The sequence below is a fragment of the Nocardia salmonicida NBRC 13393 genome, assembly GCF_001613085.1.
Classification (GTDB): Bacteria; Actinomycetota; Actinomycetes; order Mycobacteriales; family Mycobacteriaceae; genus Nocardia; species Nocardia salmonicida.
In genome coordinates, this window is the sequence record NZ_BDBR01000008.1 from 208,374 (window position 1) to 225,024 (window position 16,651).

Consider the following 16,651-nt stretch of genomic DNA (forward strand, 5'->3'; position numbering starts at 1 on the left):
TCGGTTCGGCCACGCGACAACTCAGTTTGCCGTGCGGTTGCGGGTCACGGCGGGAGAGGCCGGACGCGCGGCGCGACGACGAGAATTTGTCGGCGTGTCGCCACTGCGGGCGTGTCCACCGGCCCCCGCGGGCTTGCGGGTACGCGACTCATGTGCCGGACGCTCGCGACGCGGAGCGCCACCACGTCCCGCCTCGGCGGCAGGTGCGCCACCGGTGCGCGGACGACGGGTGCGCCCGCCGCCGGTCGCCGACCGAGTCGGCTGCGCGGGTGCGACCGGGGCGGCCAGTGCGATACCGCTGGGCTTGCGGGCGCCGGTGATCTCCACCAGGTTCCGGTCGCCGGGGCGAACGTCGACACCGTCGGTCCGCACGCCCGCCTTGCGGGTCATCGCGGCGACGTCCTTGCGCTCCTCGTCGGTGACGAGGGTGACCACGACGCCGTCTTCACCGGCGCGCGCGGTGCGGCCCGCGCGGTGCAGGTAGGCCTTGTGCTCGGCGGGCGGGTCGAAGTGCACGACCAGCGAGACGCCGTCGATGTGGATGCCGCGCGCGGCGACATCGGTGGTGACCAGCACCGGCACCGACCCGTCGGCGAAGGCCGCCAGGGTACGCACACGGTTGTTCTGGGCCTTGCCGCCGTGCAGCGAGCCCGCGTCGACTCCGGAGCCGCGCAGCTGCTTGGCCAGGCGGTCGGCGCCGTGCTTGGTGCGCACGAACATGATGGTCAGGCCCTCACGCGCGGCGATCTCGGTGGCCACGGTGCGCTTGATGTTCTTGTCGCGCACGTAGAGCAGGTGGTGGGTCATGGTGCTGACCGACGCCTCGGCGGGCGCGGTCGAGTGGGTCACCGGGTTGTGCATGTAGCGCTTGACCAGCTTGTCCACGTCACCGTCGAGGGTGGCCGAGAACAGCAGTCGCTGGCCCTGCTTGGGGGTGCGGTCCAGCAGGCGGGTGACCTGGGGCAGGAAGCCCATGTCGGCCATGTGGTCGGCCTCGTCGAGCGCGGTGATCGACACGTCCGACAGGTCGGCGTTGCGCTGCTTGATCAGGTCGTCGAGGCGGCCGGGGGTCGCGATGAGCAGGTCGACACCGCGCGCCAGGCGATCGGCCTGACGCTTGATCGGCGCTCCACCGACGACGGAGGCCACGCGCAGGCCCAGCGCGCGGGCTGCCTCTTCGAGGGCCTTCTCGATCTGGGTCGCGAGTTCGCGGGTCGGCACCAGCACGAGACCGCGCGGGCGGCCCGGCTTGGAGGGCGAACCCTGGGCCAGGCGGGTCAGCATCGGCAGGCCGAAGGCCAGGGTCTTGCCCGAGCCGGTCGGGCCGCGGCCGAGCACGTCGCGCCCGGCGAGGGCGTCGCCGATCGTGGCGGCCTGGATGGGGAAGGGCTTGTCGATGCCCGCGTTGCGCAGGGTCTGCACCAGTTCGACGGGCAGGCCGAGTTCGGCGAAGGTCGGTTCGTTGGGCACGGCAGAGTTGGTCAAGGTGGCCTTTCGTTGGGCTGCGAATCGCGCCGAACGATGGTCGGCGCCGATTACCCGAATACGCGCTTCGGCGTGAGCGGGGTGCGGCCCAGCAGGAAGGACCGGTCTCCCAGGATAGGCGTGTTCGGCCTCGGGTGGGTAAACAGGCTGGTCAGGTCGGCGGTTGTGGCAACCTTTGTTCCGCTGTGAGACGCCGACCGACAGCGTGGTCGGCGCGTCGCGAACGCGGAGCTGCGGTGGTGGCTGATCGCCAGGTCAGCCGTGGAAGAGCCGGTTGAGTTCCTGCAGCCACGGCACCGCGACGGCCAGTGTCGGCACTACCAGAATCGCGGCCGAGCCGAGGTAGGCGGCGGTGGCGACTCTCACGTCTCCGGTGGTGCTCGCGAGCCGTTGGATGCGGATGAGCGTGCTCGGTCCGCCCGCCGCGAGCGCGCCCTGCGGAGCGGTGGACTTGGCACAGGCGATCAGAGCGCGGGCGAGGGGCTTGGGGCCGGTCACCTTCACGGCGGAGTCGTCGGCGAGCAGTTCGATCAGCAGTTTCACCTGGCCGAGCGCGGCCTTGCTGCGGACCACCCGGGGAAACGCCTCGTGGACGGCCGTGAACGCCTCGAGCACCAGATCGTGGCGTGCGCGTAGATGCGAGCGTTCATGGCTCACGATGGCGGTGACCTCGGAGTCGTCGAGGTTGGTGAGCGTGCCTTCGCTGATCACGACCCGCTGGCGTAGGCCAGGCAGGCAGTAGGCGATGGGTTCGGTGGCGGCCAGCACGCGGATATCGGCGGCGCGGCGCACCGGGCCGCTCTGATCGAGCAGGTCGACCAACATGCGATGGCGGGAACGGCGGCGCCGGGTGTGCACACCGACTCGCACGATCGAGAACATCAGCCGGGCGCCGACCATCAAAGTCAGCGCGAAGACCAGCACATACAGCGTCCACAGGGGCAGACCGAGCGCGTCGATCTCCTGGGTGGGCGAGGTGGTCGGCCTACCGTCGGGGCCGGGTACGAGCAGCAGGCTGGCGATGGCGAGCCCGGATCCGAAGGCGCTGAGCACGGCGGCCAAGGCGATCGCCTGCCACAACACCAGTGCCGCGCGCGGGCTGCGGTGCACCCAGGTAGCGCGACTGAGCAGCGCTGGTACCGGCCCTGCGAGAAGCAAGGCGAGACCAGCAAAGACTGCCGCGGTTGCGTTCATCGACTCTGCTCACTGCGTTGTGGGGCCAGGGGCGCTCACTCCATTGTGAGAGCCGCCAGGGAGTCTAGCCGCTGTTTTCGTCGGATTCGAGCTTGGCGAGTGCCTCGCGCAGGGCATCGGCCTCGTCTTTGCCGACCTGCTCCACGAAATGCACCAGCGCCGCAGCCCGACTACCTGCGGCGTCGGCCTGTTGCAAGGCGTCGACCATCAGGCTCGCGACGAGTTCGTCGCGGGTGTGAACCGGTGCGTATCGATGGGCGCGATCGTCGCGTCGCTGCACGACCAGATCTTTCTTCGCCAGTCGTTGGAGCACCGTCATCACCGTGGTGTACGCGAGCTCGCGCCGCGCGGCCAGCGCTTCGTGGACCTGCCGCACCGTCAGTGGCTCATCGGCCGACCACAACTGGTCCATGACCGCTTTTTCGAGTTCGCCGAGACCTGCCATCCCACCGATTTTACGGCCTCAACGACAAACATGCGTACTACAGATTGTCGTAACGGAGTGTTTGCTGTGTGTCATTCGTCATAGTCGGCCGCGCCGTACACATGTCGGGTGCCGATCGGGACGACCATCGGCCGCCCCGAGACCGGATCCGTGAGCACCGTGGCCTCGAGCCCGAACACCTCGGCCAGCAGGTCGGTGGTGACGATGTCGGCCGGTTTACCGCGCGCGACGATCCGGCCCGCGCGCATGACCACGAGCTCGTCGCTGTAGCGGATGGCGAGGTTGAGATCGTGCAGCACCATCACCACCGTGCGCCCGTACTCGGCGTGCAGCCGGTCGACGAGGTCGAGGACCTCGAGCGAGTGCGCGAGATCGAGGTAGGTGGTGGGTTCGTCGAGCAGCAGGATGTCGGTGCCCTGGGCCAGCGCCATGGAGATCCAGGCCCGCTGACGTTGGCCGCCGGAGAGTTCGTCGAGGGTGCGGTCGGCCAGGTCGGCGATGCCGGTTTGGGCCAGCGCGGCGGCGACCTCGGTCTCGTCGTCGGCCGACCACTGCCGCAACCAGGACTGATGCGGATGACGCCCACGCGCGACCAGGTCGGCGACCGTGAGTCCTTCGGGCGCGACCGGTGTCTGCGGCAGCATGCCGATCACCCTGGCCACGTCCTTGGTCTTCATCGACGAGATGGCCTTGCCGTCGAGCACCACCTGGCCCTCGCGCGGGCGAAGCAGCCTGCCCAGTGACTTCAACAGTGTCGACTTGCCGCAGCCGTTGGGTCCGATGACGGTGGTGACCACGCCGGGCGCGATGTCGAGGCTGAGCTCGTCGACGATCACCCGTTCGCCGTAGCCGAGGGACACGGCGTCGGCGCCGAGGCGATGGGCGGGGCTGGTCATGAGAGCGTGGCCTTCCGATTCATGCGGACGAGCAGGTAGAGCAGGAACGGTCCACCCAGCGCGGCTGTGACGATACCGACCGGCAGGTCGACGGGCAGTAGCGCGCGCGAGACGACGTCGGCGCCCGCGACCAGAGCGGCGCCCGTCAGCGCCGAGGCGATCAGGGGCTCGCCCGCGGTCCGCAGCGCCATTCTCGCGATCTGTGGTGCGGCGAGGGCGACGAATCCGACCGGCCCCACGGCGGCGGTCGCCACCGAGGCGGCCACGACCGACGCGCCGATGAGCAGTGCCTGCTGCGACTGGATCCGCACACCGAGCACCCGGGTCGAGTCCTCGCCGAGGCGCAGCGCGGCCAGCGTGCGCGCCGACACCAGCGACACCACGGTCACCACCGACAGGGCGATGACAGCGGGCACGACCCTCGACATATCGGCGCCGTTGAGCGAGCCGGTGAGCCAGAGCTGGGCACGGGCGGCATCGGTCAGGCTGGCGCGGGTGAGCAGCCAGCTGATCACCGACAACAGGACCGCGTTCACGCCGATGCCGATGAGTACGAGCCGGAATCCGGTGACGCCGTGTTCGCCGCTGCCCCCACGACCCCAGGCCAGGAGATAGATGACGACCGCGGTCAGCAGGCCGCCGGTCAGCGCGGCGATCGGGGCTCCGACGGTCGCGAGCAGTCCGGTGGTCGCACCACCGCTGCCGACCAGCACCGCGACGGCGCCGACGCTCGCGCCGGTGGTGATGCCGAGCACGTCCGGCCCGGCCAGTGGGTTGTGCAGGATCGACTGCATCAGCGCGCCCGACAAGCCGAGCGCAGCCCCGACGACCACGGCTGTCAGCGCACGCGGCAATCGCGATTCGATGATGATGAAGCGCTGCGATCGGGTGCCGCCGCCGCCGAGCACGTCGAGTACGCGACCCAGGGGGATATGGGTATCGCCTACCGCGATGTCCAGGCAGAACAGTGCGAACACCGTGACCACCAGCGCCAGCACGATGCCGAACACGACCGGCCGCAGCACCAACGACACCGGCCCGACCCGCAGCGCGGGGCGCACCTTGCGCAGCTCGGTCACCGCTCGATCCGTTCGGTCGGCGTGCGCGGGTTCGGCGGCCACCTGGTCGGCGGCCTTGTCCATCTCGACCTCACTCACAGCGACACCAACTTCTTACGACGCACCAGGGCGATGAAGAACGGCGCGCCGATCGCGGCCAACATCACCCCGACCTGGAGTTCACCGGGCCGCGCGATCACCCGTCCGACGACGTCGGCGACGAGCAGCAGCAGGCCGCCGAGCAGCCCGGAATAGGGGATCAGCCACTTGTTGTCCGGTCCGGTGATGGTCCGCGCCATGTGCGGAACCACCAGCCCCAGAAACGCGATCGGCCCGATCGCCGCGGTCGCCCCGCCGCTGAGCAGCACCACCGCGAACAGGCCGAAGGCCCGCGCCCGGGTGACGTCGACGCCGAGTCCGCGGGCGACATCGTCACCGAGGCTCAGCAGATTCAGGCTGGGTGCCGCGGCCACGGCCATGCCGACGCCGACCACCAGAAACGGCAGAACCTCCCAGAACACTTCCGCTTCGCGCCCGGCCACATTGCCGACCACCCAGAACCGATAGGTATCGAGCGCCGCGTTGTCGAGCACGATGATCGCGTTCGTCATCGCCTGGAGGAAGGCGGTCACCGCCGCGCCGGCCAGGATCAGGCTCAGCGGACTCGCCTTGCCCCCGCCGATCGAGGAGACTCCGAACACGATCACCCCCGCGATCGCCGACCCGGCGAAGGCGAACCAGATGTATTGCGCGGGTGCGGTGAACCCGAACAGGAAGATGCTCAGCGCCGCGAGAAAACCGGCGCCCGCATTCAGTCCTAACAATCCGGCATCAGCGAGCGGATTCCGGGTATACCCCTGGATGAGCGCGCCCGCGACGCCCAACGCCACTCCGGCGAACAGGGCCAATGCGGTGCGCGGCAGACGCAGCTCACGCACGATTTCCTCGGCGGTGGAGCGGGCCGGGCAGTGGAACGGGCCGCCGACGCAGCCGAGGGCGTGTGTGACGGCGTCGAACACCGTGGTGGGTGCGAGCGAGCGGGTGCCGATGGCAATGCTCGCCACCACCGCCACGGTGAGCAAGACAACGAGCAGCAGAAGCCCGGTCAGACGACGACGTCTGACGGTGCCAGGGTGGATCACGGCGACGAACTTCTCCTGCCTCGAAACCGGACATGACTTGTGAAGTCTGGTAAGCCTAACCTATGTTCCGAGACATCATCGTCACGGGAACCAACGTTCGAGGAGGTTCGATGTCCGAGCCCGTCACCACCGCCACTTCCCGCACCACCGCCGTGTTCGACCGCGCCTGTGCCAGGTTGCAATCGCTGCAACCCGAGCATCCGCGCGTGTATGCCGTCGCGGCGATGAGCGGGCAGGGCAAACGGCGATGGTGGCATGTGCCCAACGGGCTCTCGGAGGGCCGCGTCGAACTGATGTACCGACGTCACGCCGCGGAAATGATCAATGACGAGATCGCCGCCGAAGTGGTGGCCACCGCGCTCATCCACGCCGTCGCGGGTCGGGTCACCGCCCTGTTCGTCATGGACGCGCAGGCCTGGGACCCCGGCCGCGACAACCTGTGGATCCACCACGACAACGACGGCGGCATCGACTGGGCGGGGTTGACCGACACCAGGATTCGCGTCGTCGACTGCGACCCCGAACCCGGCGCGGTCGCCTTCCCCTGCGAAGCCGCCATGGCGGTCTGGCTCGCCCACCGCTGTGCCTCCTCGCTGATCCCGTTGCAGTCGGTTCTCACCCGCTGCTCCGGTCTGCCCGCTCGCCGTTTCTGGACCCTGGTCGGTGAATCCATCATCGGCGCAGCGACTTACGTCCCCGATCTGGCGCGCGCCGACGTGTCCGCGGGGGCGCGGCGCGGACAACTCCTGCTCGGCGCGTTCGAGGAAGGCGGCCTCCCGGTTCGCCGCAGCAGTTGCCTGCAGCGCTGACGAGAGCGCTACTCGGACAGGCGATCACCAGGGTTTCATGGTAGGCCGAGGGCTGTCGCCATCATCGGCCATGAGGCGTGGAGGTCGTCCTCCCAATAGCCCCAGGAATGAGTGCCGGTCGGGCGGATATTGTAGGTGATGTTCGTGCGGCCGAGTTCTCGCGTCCGCTGTGCCAGATTCGCCGTGCAATAGGCCGTCGCGGCTTCGATGCCGCCGCCGACGAGCATCTGATTCGTCAGAATCGACGTCGGGTTCTTGCCGCTGATGTGCACGCGCGGATTCGACAGCGTGTCGTGTGGACCCGGCAATCCGGTGCCCGCGGAGATGTAGATCGGAATATTCGGCAACCGATGGGCTTGCACGTAGGGATCGTGCTCGCGCCATGCGGCGTCGTTATCGGGACCCCACATGTTCTCGGTGTTCCCGCCGCCCATCCGCACCACGAGGGAGACGAAGGCGCGGCCGATCGGATCGCTGGTCATCGCGCAGCCGCTGTAGGCGGAGACGCTGCGGTACAGCTCGGGCGCCTGGATCGCGAGATCGAGGACCGAGGTTCCCGCCATCGAGATACCGGCCAGGGAATTGACGCCGTTCGTGCCGAAGGCCGCGTCGATCACGGGCGGCAGCTCCTCGGTGAGGAACGTCGTCCACATGTTGTTGCCGTTGTTGTCGAGGTTCTTCGCCAGGCCCGTGTCCGGTCGCCGCCAGTCGGTGTAATAACTGAACGCGCCTTCCATCGGGATGACGACATTGACATGCTTGTCGGCGAAGAACCCGCCGGCATCGGTCTGACCCGGCCAATTGGCCGAATCCTCGCCGCCGCCCGCGCCGTTGAGCAGATACAACGTCGGTGCGGGCGTCGAGGTGTCGCTCGGCTGCAGCACCCGCAACGCGATCGTGCGATCCATCGCGGGGGAGTAGACGCTGATGTCGGCGACCCGGTCGGCCTGCGTCCGGCTCACCAGCCGCGCGCCGGGGGCGGCCGATGCCGTGGCGTCTACGAAGACGGGCGTCGAGGCGACTGCCACGGCACAGACGGCCGAGATGATCGCGCGGAGCATTACGTTCTTCATCGTGTTGCGAGCCTGTTCAGGTGGTCATTACCGGCGGTTTCGAATGTGATCCCGGTAACTTATCTCCCGCCGGGGAAGTGTGGCAAGCTGGTGTTTCACTCTTCCGCTCTGTATCCGAGTGACGTATCTCCGCGCCATTCGGTCCGCGACGCTGTCGATCCTCCTCGGGTCGCCTACTGCATTGCCGAATGCGGCAGTACCGCTGTGTATTTCAGTGGTCACTAGTTTTCGGGAGTGGTGCGGCCGGTGACGATCATGAGTAGTTCTGCGGCCGTGCCGCTGACCGTGGTACCCGCACCGGCCGTCCACCCGGTATCGGTCGCGGCGAGGGCGTATCCGGTGAGTCGAGTCCGCGCGTGAAACGGTGCCCCTCTCGTCCAGACCCGCTCCAGCGACAGCTGCGCCGCCGCCGTCGGCATCACCCGCTCGATTCCGAGCGGGACGGCGATGTCCTGCCCGTGTACCAGCAGATCCATCAGGCGGTCGATCGGTGTGGTGCCGATCGGGATGGCCCTGGAGTCGATCGTGGCGTGCAGTGCGGCGAGCAACTCGGCGGTCGATGTTCGATCGGCGAGCCGAACGGCGGTGTCGTGGATGAGACGGTCGGTATTGCCGCGAGCGCGGATCAGGTTCACCACCAAGGAGACGATGGTGACCCGGGTGGCCAACACGAGATGGGCCACGACGTCGCGAACGCGCCACCCCTCGCACAATGTCTCGGTGTCCCACGCCGATTCGGGCAGCTCGCGCAGCAAGGCGACCAGGGTGGCGCGCTCCTCGGCCACCGCCTGCCAGATCGTGTCGTTCATCGTGTCGTGTCCGGTCATCGTCGAGTCTCCTTCGCGTGGGCGTCCTCGGTACCGTAGGAGTTCCACCGAGGTGGAGGTGCCAGGGAAAGTGACCCACATCACATATCTGACGATCGGCGAGCTCGCCGCCCGCACCGGCGTCGCGGTGCGAACGGTCCGGTACTACTGCGATGCGGGCCTGCTGGATGCGGCGCGCTCGCCCACCGGTCACCGGGTGTTCGAACCCGGTGCGGTCGATCGACTCGTGCTGTTGCGCCGGTTGCGTTCCTTCGGCATCGGACTCGCGGCGATCGAAGACGTTCTGGACGGCACCCGGTCGATCGCGGAGGTGATCACCGCCGAACGGGTCGCTGTCGACTACGAACTCGACGCACTGAACCGTCGCCGGGCGCTACTGCGCGCCGTCGAATCGGCAGCCCCCGACAGGCACAGCGAACACTTGAATCTGCTTGCCGCCGTGGTCGATCCGCGTGCTGCCCACGACGTGCTGGTCGCGTTCTGGCGCCGCCAACTCGCGCCGCTACCGACCTCGGCCATCGACGGATTCCTCAGCATGAACGTCCCCGAACTGATCGCCGACGCACACCCCGAACACCTCGTCGCTTACGCGGAACTGATTGCCGCCGTATCGAACCCGGACATGGCCACCGCCGTGAACGACACCATCCGCCACCGCGGCACCCCCGGAACCCGCGACGAACGCCGCCTACTGTTCGACGTAGCCGATGCCTGCGTGGCCGTCGCGCCCCTCGTCGCCGCGGGCCGCCGACCCTATCCGGGCGCGGAACTCGACCACTACGTCGGCATCCACGCCACCGCCCGCGGACGCCGCGACACCCCGACCTTCCGCCGCCAACTCCTCACCGACGCCGCGGGTGCAGATCGCCGAGTCCGCCGATATTGGCACCTGACAACAACTTTCACCGGTGCCGCCGTTACCACCGGCGCCGCCCAACTCTGGCTCTTCGACGCCCTGACCACCTCGGTGACGCAAAAAGGGGAGGCCGGTAGCCGGCCTCCCCTTCCTCGAAACAGAACTCAGGGAACAACTTCGACGATGTCGCCCGGTTCCAGCCACTCGTAGTGCGCCTTCGCGCCTTCCGGGGTCAAACGGATGCAGCCGTGGGACTGCTCCTCGGTGGGTCCGATGTGATAAGCGATGTCGCCGTTGAAGAAGACCGCGTATTCCATGGGGGCGTTGTGCAGGGTGCTCCAGTGGAACGGCTTCTTGAACGCCACCTTGAACACCCCGGGGGGCGTTTCGTAGCCGGGACGGCCGTGCGACATCGGGCTGGGCCCGAAGGTGACCTTGCCGTTGTCCATCAACCACGCGTTATTGGTCGACAGTTGCAGGCACGCACGCGCTTTCTCGCTGCACGGTGCCACCACGGGCTCCGGCGGCGGCGCGGGAACGATGGCGGGCACGCCGGGCACATCGGGCCCGCCGGGCCACAGTGGTTCGGCCTGTACGGGTGCTGCGACCGCGGCCCCGACCACGGCCACACACATCGCCGCCTGCACGGCCCACCGGGGAATACGACTACTACTCACGAAATCTTGCCTCTCTCGCCGCGCCCACCCCTGGTCGTCGTACGCCCAGAACATGAGCTTTCACCATCGACACAAGCCTCGGAAACATAGGAGGTACAGCGATCATGGAGTATTGCGATCGTGTTGAGCAAGCCCTGGGCGCGGCTACCGGCGCGTCACATGCCGAGGATCGATTCGTGCCAGCGCGGCGCGGTCTGACGACCCTTCAGTGACTGTGCGCGCCGGGCGTACTCGGTGACCCGGTGGTGTCGTTCGCGGACGAATCGTCGGCCGCGGAACGGCAGGGACTTGACTACTTAGGTAAGCCTGACCTACTCTGATCTCGGCGTACGGATGAGCCGGTGGTCCCGAGGGCTGCGGTCGACTCCGCCATCCTGCCGCGGCGGGCTCCGTTTTCGAGCGGAGCTCGCCGCTACGTCTTACCGGCTGCCGCGCAGGTTTTCGGATGGTGTAAACCGGACCATATGAGCGAAACGCCCCTGTCCCTGGCCGATGTCACCCCCGAGTTGATGACCAAGGCCAGCGAAGGCACCTTCACCGATCTCATCGGCCTGCGCTACACCGAGGTCACCCCCGACCGGGTGCGCGGTGAATGGACGGTGCGCCCGGAGCTGCACCAGCCCGCCGGTATCCAGAACGGCGGCGTCTACTGCACCATCATCGAAACCCTCGCCAGCGTCGGCGGCGGCGTCTGGTTCGGCGAGCGTGGATCGGTCGTCGGCGTCAACAACAACACCGATTTCTTGCGCGCCGTCCGTGAGGGCGTCCTCACCGGCGAGGCCACCCCGATTCACCGCGGCCGTAGCCAGCAACTCTGGGTCGTCGTCATCACCGACGCCGATGGTCGCACTGTCGCCCGTGGCCAGGTCCGCCTCCAGAACCTCGCCGCCTAGCGCCCTGGTGAGAACTTCCTTGGTGTGAACCTGTCGGTTCAATTCACTGAACGACGCTGATGACTTCCCGTGAAGCACGTTGTTGTCACTGTGCGCGCACTTCGTACGGGCCGATCTGAGCTCGATCGCCGAGACCCGCACCGCGATCGAATCCGTTCGGGCCGACTTCACCCGACTCGACGCTCTGGTGCTGGGCGCGCGGCATTACCGGTCCGAACGACGGGTCACGGCTGAGGGGTTCGAATGCAGATTCGGCGTTCGTGGCGGGCCGCAGTCCACGACAGGGCGGGACTGCGCGTCAGTCGACGGTGGTGACCCGCCAACCACCACGGCCGAGGACATCCACGACCAGCGCGCCGATATTCCACGCGTCGTCGTCGCCACGGTGGTGCGTGCCTTCGAGGGGGATGTCGGCGATTCGCAGCGCGTGGTCCATGCCCGGTCGTCGACGCAGGTCGTAGGACTCGGCGAACACCTGTTTGGCGTTGGTGTGCTCGGGGCCGAAGGGGTACTCGACGCCGGTCGCCGCGCACTGGGTGCGGAACTGCTTGCGGTCGTAATCGCCCCAGCTCGCCCACGGCCGCGTGCCCGCCGCGAACTCGCTCCCCAGTAGGCGGCACGCCTCACCGAACTCGACACCCTGATCGACCTGCTCCTGGGTGAGCGTGGTGAGCTCGGTGCAGAATTCGCTCACCGTGGACCGGGTCGGCCGCACGATGATCCCGTGTTTGCTCACCCTGGTTCGGGTGGCGAGATCGACCACGGTGACCCCGATCTCGATGATCTCGTTGGTCTGCCCGGCCGGTGGGTCTCCGGCCCAGCAGGTGGCTTCCACATCGACCACGTTGAGCAGGCCGGTCCATTCGTTCATAGATGCGACGGTACGGGCGCGCGATGGTGCATTCCAGCGGATATTCGCGGGGGCGTTGGCCAAGCGGAGCGGGCGTGGCTGGCGCTCCGTCGGTGACGCGGGCGCTTTCTGGCCGAGTGATGCGCCCTTCGTTAACATCTCGTTAACCACCTCGGGGTCGTGCCCGGTCGTGCTCGGCGGCGGTCGCCGTGTGAACGCGGGACGTGCCAGAATGTCGCTCACCGACCACGACCCGCCGAGGAGAGAACGCATGCGCCTGTCGCCGCACGAGCAGGAACGGTTGCTGCTGAGTTATGCGGCCGAGCTGGCGCGCCGGAGGCAGGCGCGGGGGCTGAAGCTGAACCATCCCGAGTCGATCGCGTTGATCACCGATCATGTGCTCGAGGGGGCGCGGGACGGGCGGACCGTGGCGGAACTGATGTCCTCGGGGCGGTCGGTGCTCACCCGTGCGGACGTGATGGACGGGGTGCCCGAGATGATTCACGACGTGCAGGTCGAGGCGACGTTTCCCGATGGGACCAAGCTCGTCACCGTGCACCACCCGATCGGATAGGCGACGCGCATGATTCCCGGTGAATATCTCTGTGCCGAGGGCACGATCGAGCTGAACGCGGGCGCGGTGCGCGTCGAGCTCGAGGTGGTCAATACCGGTGACCGTCCCGTTCAGGTGGGCAGTCATGTGCACTTCCCGCAGTCCAACGCCGCGCTGGAGTTCGACCGCGAGGCCGCCTACGGGCACCGGCTCGATATTCCGGCCGGTACCGCAGTGCGTTTCGAACCCGGTCTGCCGCAGCGGATCTCGCTGGTTCCGCTCGGCGGAACCCGTGAGGTCCACGGCATCAGCATGAACCCGCCGGGGCAGTTGGATGCAGATAATTCACCGCGACGTCCGGAAGAGAGTCGATGACCGAACTGAGCCGCGCCCGCTATGCCGAACTGTTCGGGCCGACCACCGGTGACCGTATTCGCCTGGCCGACACCGACCTGCTCATCGAGATCACCGAAGACCGCAGTGGCGGACCGGGTCTCGCCGGCGAGGAAGCGGTGTTCGGCGGTGGCAAGGTACTGCGCGAGTCGATGGGTCAGTCGCGCGCCACTCGTGCCGACGGCGCCCCCGACACTGTCATCACCGGTGTCGTCATCATCGACCACTGGGGCATCATCAAGGCCGACGTGGGCATCCGCGACGGCCGGATCTGCGGCATCGGCAAGGCCGGTAATCCCGACACGATGTCGGGCGTGCACCGGGACCTGGTCGTCGGTCCGTCGACCGAGATCATCGCGGGTAACGGCCGCATTCTCACGGCGGGCGCCATCGACTGTCACGTCCACTTCATCTGCCCGCAGCTGATGGACGAAGCGCTCGGCGGCGGCATCACCACCCTCATCGGCGGCGGCACCGGCCCCGCCGAGGGTTCCAAGGCCACCACCGTCACGCCGGGCTCCTGGCATCTGGCGCGGATGCTGGAATCATTGGATCACTGGCCGATGAACATCGTGCTGCTCGGCAAGGGCAACACGGTCAGCCACGAATCGATGTGGGAGCAATTGCGCGGCGGCGCATCGGGTTTCAAGTTGCACGAGGACTGGGGTTCCACCCCCGCGGCGATCGATGCCTGCCTGACTGTCGCCGACGCGGCGGGCGTGCAGGTGGCGCTGCACTCGGACACGCTGAACGAGGCGGGCTTCGTCGAGGACACCCTCGCCGCCATCGCGGGCCGCGGCATCCACGCCTACCACACCGAGGGTGCGGGCGGCGGTCACGCGCCCGACATCATCACTGTCGCTTCACATCTGAACGTGCTGCCCAGCTCCACCAACCCCACCAGGCCACACACCGTCAACACCCTCGACGAGCACCTCGACATGCTGATGGTGTGTCACCACCTGAGTCCGTCGATCCCCGAGGACCTGGCCTTCGCCGAATCACGGATCCGCCCGTCCACCATCGCCGCCGAAGACCTCCTGCACGACCTCGGCGCCATCTCCATGATCGGCTCGGACTCCCAGGCGATGGGCCGCATCGGCGAGGTGGTGATGCGCACCTGGCAGACCGCCCACGTGATGAAGCGCCGCCGCGGCGCCCTGCCCGGCGACGGCGCGGCCGACAATGCCCGCGTGCAGCGCTACATCGCCAAATACACGATCTGCCCGGCGGTTTCGCACGGGCTCGACGACGAGATCGGTTCGATCGAAGTCGGCAAACTCGCCGATCTGGTGCTGTGGGAGCCCGCGTTCTTCGGCGTCCGCCCGCACGCCGTCCTCAAGGGCGGCATGATCGCCTGGGCCGCGATGGGCGACGCCAACGCCTCGATCCCCACCCCGCAGCCGGTACTTCCGCGCCCCATGTTCGGCGCCGCGGCCCCCGCCGCCGCGGCCACCTCGCTGCACTTCGTCTCCGAGCAGGCCATCGACGACGGCCTCGCGAACCGCTTGAACGTGCGCCGAAAGCTGGTGCCGGTCAAGAACGCTCGCCGCGTCACCAAGGCTGACATGCCCCACAACGACGCCATGCCCCGCATCGAAGTAGACCCTGACACCTTCACTGTCCGCATCGACGGCGAAGTCTGGGCCGAGCAACCCGCCACCGAACTCCCGATGGCCCAGCGCTACTTCCTTTTCTGAACCGGCGCCGGGGTGGGCTAGGCCACCCCGGCGCTCATCGCCCGGGCGTTGCCGGTGTCGGGCCGCGCTCGGTGGCAGACTGCCGATATGACGACCAACGATTGGACCGATGTCGACAGCTATATCGTCACCACCCTCGTGGGTGACGAGGGTGTGCCCGCGCTCACCGCCAACGCCGACGCGGGACTGCCCGCCATCGATGTCTCCCCACCTCAGGGAAAGTTGCTGAACCTGTTGGCCCGCACCGCGAAAGCGCGCCGGGTGCTCGAGATCGGCACGCTCGGCGGGTACAGCACCGAGTGGCTGGCGCGCGCGGTCGGCGACGGCGGCCTCGTCGTCACTCTCGAATTCGAACCACGCCACGCGAAGGTCGCCCGCGAGAACCTGGACCGGGCGGGGGTGGGCGATCGTGTCGAGATCCTGGTCGGCGCGGCTCTGGACAACTTGCCCGGCGTCGCCGAGGATCTGACCGAGCCGTTCGATCTGGTCTTCATCGACGCCGACAAGGTCAACAACTCCAACTACGTCCAGTGGGCGCTGCGCCTGACCCATCCGGGCTCGGTGATCATCGTCGACAATGTGGTGCGCGCGGGCGCGGTGGCCGACGAGCAGACCGAGGACCCGAACGCGCGGGCCAGCCGCGACCTGATCGAATTGCTCGCCGCCGAACCGAGCGTCGATGCGACCGTCATCCAGACCGTCGGCGCCAAAGGGTGGGACGGTTTCGCCTACGCCGTGGTCACCGGTCCGAATTCCTGATCTTCACCGCCCGGCAATGCGGATGGTCATTGCCGGGCGCCCGGGATTCATGGGGGTGTTGTTCGCTGCCGCTAGCGTGGGAGTGTTCGACTTCAGGAGCCGCCGTCATGGAATTCCGTCATCTCGTCTCGTTCATCGCGCTCGCCGAAGAATTGCATTTCGGGCGCGCGGCGCAACGTCTGCATCTGACCCAGCCGAGCCTGAGCGCCCAGCTACAGAAGCTGGAGAAATCCCTGGAAGTGCAGCTGGTCGCGCGCAACTCGCACGAGGTGCGCCTCACGCCCGCCGGCCGGGAGTTCGAACTGCAGGCCCGCCAGATCGTCGCCCAGCTCGACCGGGCCGCCAAGGCGGCGAAGGCCACCGCCGCCGGGCGCGCGGGCAGCCTGAACATCGGCTACAACCTGCCCGCCAGCAAACACGTGCTGCCCGAGGCGCTGGCCCAGCTGACCGACCGCCACCCCGGCATCTCGGTGTCGTTGTGGGAGAAGCGAACCGGGCCGCAGCTGGCCGCCCTGGCCGACGGGTCCCTCGATCTGGCCATGGTCTACGGCCACCCGAGCACCGCCGATTTCCGGTACCGCCGTCTGCTGCACCGGATCCCGCTGGTGGCGGTGGTCGGCCGACAGCACCGTTGGGCCCACCGCTCGCACGTGCCGTTCGCCGAACTGCGCGATCAGGAGTGCGTGCTGTTCGCGCGTGAGCAGTGCCCGGCGATGTACGACACGATCCTGCGATCGGCCGCGCAGACCCGGATCTCGTTGAACATCACCCATATCGCCGATGATCCGGGCGCCACCGCCCACATCGTGTCGGTGCGCCCACTGGTCGGTTTCGCCTCGCTGCCACGGGCGGTGTCGGCGGGTATGGGCACCGCGAGCACCGACGCGGTCGCACTGAAACTGGTCGATCCGGTCCCGACCCTGGATCTGCACGTGGTGTGGCGGGCCGACGAGCAGAATCCGGCGGTGGCGATGTTTCTGGATTGCCTCGCGTCCACGGCACCTGCCCTGGACGACGACCAGGTCTTGACGGGCTGAGGTC

At 68.0% G+C, this 16,651-nt stretch carries 18 protein-coding genes; 8 read left to right on the top strand and 10 right to left on the bottom strand.

Translation table 11 applies throughout. The annotated features are described in order from the left end of the window. Positions 1–21: 21 nt before the first annotated feature. From NS1_RS08785 to NS1_RS08810, 6 genes are all read right to left on the bottom strand, one after another. Positions 22–1,485, bottom strand: a complete 1,464-nt coding sequence (locus NS1_RS08785) for a DEAD/DEAH box helicase (protein WP_062983200.1) — start codon at positions 1,483–1,485, stop codon at positions 22–24. A gap of 255 nt (positions 1,486–1,740) precedes the next feature. Beyond that, entirely contained in the window at positions 1,741–2,679 is a 939-nt protein-coding gene (locus tag NS1_RS08790; protein WP_062983202.1) for a M56 family metallopeptidase, read from the bottom strand. 64 nt (positions 2,680–2,743) lie between these two features. Further along, positions 2,744–3,133, bottom strand: a complete 390-nt coding sequence (locus tag NS1_RS08795) for a BlaI/MecI/CopY family transcriptional regulator (protein WP_281220972.1) — start codon at positions 3,131–3,133, stop codon at positions 2,744–2,746. Between the two features lie 62 nt (positions 3,134–3,195). Then, positions 3,196–4,020: an ABC transporter ATP-binding protein gene (locus NS1_RS08800; protein ID WP_062983204.1), complete on the bottom strand. Its 825-nt coding sequence runs from the start codon at positions 4,018–4,020 to the stop codon at positions 3,196–3,198. After that, the gene (locus NS1_RS08805; protein WP_084503627.1) at positions 4,017–5,162 is read right to left on the bottom strand and encodes a FecCD family ABC transporter permease; all 1,146 of its coding nucleotides are present in this window, start codon (positions 5,160–5,162) and stop codon (positions 4,017–4,019) included. The genes NS1_RS08800 and NS1_RS08805 overlap by 4 nt, the downstream gene beginning before the upstream one ends. Positions 5,163–5,173: 11 nt before the next feature. After that, positions 5,174–6,220, bottom strand: a complete 1,047-nt coding sequence (locus NS1_RS08810; RefSeq protein ID WP_062983206.1) for a FecCD family ABC transporter permease — start codon at positions 6,218–6,220, stop codon at positions 5,174–5,176. Between the two features lie 110 nt (positions 6,221–6,330). Between NS1_RS08810 and NS1_RS08815 the strand changes: the two genes are divergently transcribed. Next, complete coding sequence (locus NS1_RS08815) at positions 6,331–7,029, top strand: hypothetical protein (RefSeq protein ID WP_062983527.1); 699 nt, start codon at positions 6,331–6,333, stop codon at positions 7,027–7,029. Between the two features lie 35 nt (positions 7,030–7,064). Here the strand turns inward: NS1_RS08815 and NS1_RS08820 are convergent, their stop codons facing one another. After that, on the bottom strand, positions 7,065–8,102 hold the full coding sequence (locus NS1_RS08820) for an alpha/beta hydrolase (protein WP_063816103.1): 1,038 nt from the start codon (positions 8,100–8,102) through the stop codon (positions 7,065–7,067). A gap of 221 nt (positions 8,103–8,323) precedes the next feature. Continuing rightward, positions 8,324–8,929 carry a maleylpyruvate isomerase family mycothiol-dependent enzyme gene (locus tag NS1_RS08825; protein ID WP_062983209.1) on the bottom strand — a complete coding sequence of 202 codons (606 nt, stop codon included), beginning with the start codon at positions 8,927–8,929 and terminating at the stop codon, positions 8,324–8,326. Between the two features lie 70 nt (positions 8,930–8,999). Between NS1_RS08825 and NS1_RS08830 the strand changes: the two genes are divergently transcribed. Then, the gene (locus NS1_RS08830) at positions 9,000–9,995 is read left to right on the top strand and encodes a MerR family transcriptional regulator (protein WP_063816104.1); all 996 of its coding nucleotides are present in this window, start codon (positions 9,000–9,002) and stop codon (positions 9,993–9,995) included. Here NS1_RS08830 and NS1_RS08835 read toward each other — a convergent pair. Continuing rightward, positions 9,950–10,462 carry a L,D-transpeptidase gene (locus NS1_RS08835; protein WP_235569300.1) on the bottom strand — a complete coding sequence of 171 codons (513 nt, stop codon included), beginning with the start codon at positions 10,460–10,462 and terminating at the stop codon, positions 9,950–9,952. The two genes, NS1_RS08830 and NS1_RS08835, sit on opposite strands and share 46 nt — an antisense overlap. A 509-nt stretch (positions 10,463–10,971) precedes the next feature. Here NS1_RS08835 and NS1_RS08840 point away from each other — a divergent pair. Then, entirely contained in the window at positions 10,972–11,355 is a 384-nt protein-coding gene (locus tag NS1_RS08840; RefSeq protein ID WP_056815339.1) for a PaaI family thioesterase, read from the top strand. Positions 11,356–11,653: 298 nt separating this feature from the next. On the opposite strand, the gene NS1_RS08845 is transcribed toward NS1_RS08840, so the two are convergent. Further along, positions 11,654–12,226, bottom strand: coding sequence for a 3'-5' exonuclease (locus NS1_RS08845; RefSeq protein WP_062983211.1), 573 nt, complete (start codon positions 12,224–12,226; stop codon positions 11,654–11,656). 250 nt (positions 12,227–12,476) lie between these two features. Between NS1_RS08845 and NS1_RS08850 the strand changes: the two genes are divergently transcribed. The 5 genes from NS1_RS08850 to NS1_RS08870 all read left to right on the top strand — a co-directional run bounded on the left by NS1_RS08850 (position 12,477) and on the right by NS1_RS08870 (position 16,647). Then, entirely contained in the window at positions 12,477–12,779 is a 303-nt protein-coding gene (locus tag NS1_RS08850) for an urease subunit gamma (RefSeq protein ID WP_056810177.1), read from the top strand. A gap of 9 nt (positions 12,780–12,788) precedes the next feature. Further along, positions 12,789–13,133 (top strand): urease subunit beta, encoded by a 345-nt coding sequence (locus NS1_RS08855; protein ID WP_056810174.1) that lies wholly within the window; start codon positions 12,789–12,791, stop codon positions 13,131–13,133. After that, entirely contained in the window at positions 13,130–14,851 is a 1,722-nt protein-coding gene (locus tag NS1_RS08860) for an urease subunit alpha (RefSeq protein WP_056810170.1), read from the top strand. Before NS1_RS08855 ends, NS1_RS08860 begins: the two co-directional genes overlap by 4 nt. A gap of 87 nt (positions 14,852–14,938) precedes the next feature. After that, complete coding sequence (locus tag NS1_RS08865; RefSeq protein WP_062983213.1) at positions 14,939–15,610, top strand: O-methyltransferase; 672 nt, start codon at positions 14,939–14,941, stop codon at positions 15,608–15,610. A 107-nt stretch (positions 15,611–15,717) separates the two neighbouring features. Beyond that, the gene (locus NS1_RS08870; protein ID WP_062983214.1) at positions 15,718–16,647 is read left to right on the top strand and encodes a LysR family transcriptional regulator; all 930 of its coding nucleotides are present in this window, start codon (positions 15,718–15,720) and stop codon (positions 16,645–16,647) included. The last annotated feature ends 4 nt before the right edge of the window (positions 16,648–16,651 follow it).

Bases quoted from the DNA above. Each gene is read 5' to 3' on its own strand.
- NS1_RS08790 (WP_062983202.1), bottom strand. From the start codon at position 2,679: ATGAACGCAACCGCGGCAGTCTTTGCTGGTCTCGCCTTGCTTCTCGCA.
- NS1_RS08800 (WP_062983204.1), bottom strand. From the start codon at position 4,020: ATGACCAGCCCCGCCCATCGCCTCGGCGCCGACGCCGTGTCCCTCGGC.
- NS1_RS08805 (WP_084503627.1), bottom strand. From the start codon at position 5,162: ATGGACAAGGCCGCCGACCAGGTGGCCGCCGAACCCGCGCACGCCGAC.
- NS1_RS08815 (WP_062983527.1), top strand. From the start codon at position 6,331: ATGTCCGAGCCCGTCACCACCGCCACTTCCCGCACCACCGCCGTGTTC.
- NS1_RS08820 (WP_063816103.1), bottom strand. From the start codon at position 8,102: ATGAAGAACGTAATGCTCCGCGCGATCATCTCGGCCGTCTGTGCCGTG.
- NS1_RS08825 (WP_062983209.1), bottom strand. From the start codon at position 8,929: ATGACCGGACACGACACGATGAACGACACGATCTGGCAGGCGGTGGCC.
- NS1_RS08840 (WP_056815339.1), top strand. From the start codon at position 10,972: ATGACCAAGGCCAGCGAAGGCACCTTCACCGATCTCATCGGCCTGCGC.
- NS1_RS08845 (WP_062983211.1), bottom strand. From the start codon at position 12,226: ATGAACGAATGGACCGGCCTGCTCAACGTGGTCGATGTGGAAGCCACC.
- NS1_RS08850 (WP_056810177.1), top strand. From the start codon at position 12,477: ATGCGCCTGTCGCCGCACGAGCAGGAACGGTTGCTGCTGAGTTATGCG.
- NS1_RS08855 (WP_056810174.1), top strand. From the start codon at position 12,789: ATGATTCCCGGTGAATATCTCTGTGCCGAGGGCACGATCGAGCTGAAC.
- NS1_RS08860 (WP_056810170.1), top strand. From the start codon at position 13,130: ATGACCGAACTGAGCCGCGCCCGCTATGCCGAACTGTTCGGGCCGACC.
- NS1_RS08865 (WP_062983213.1), top strand. From the start codon at position 14,939: ATGACGACCAACGATTGGACCGATGTCGACAGCTATATCGTCACCACC.
- NS1_RS08870 (WP_062983214.1), top strand. From the start codon at position 15,718: ATGGAATTCCGTCATCTCGTCTCGTTCATCGCGCTCGCCGAAGAATTG.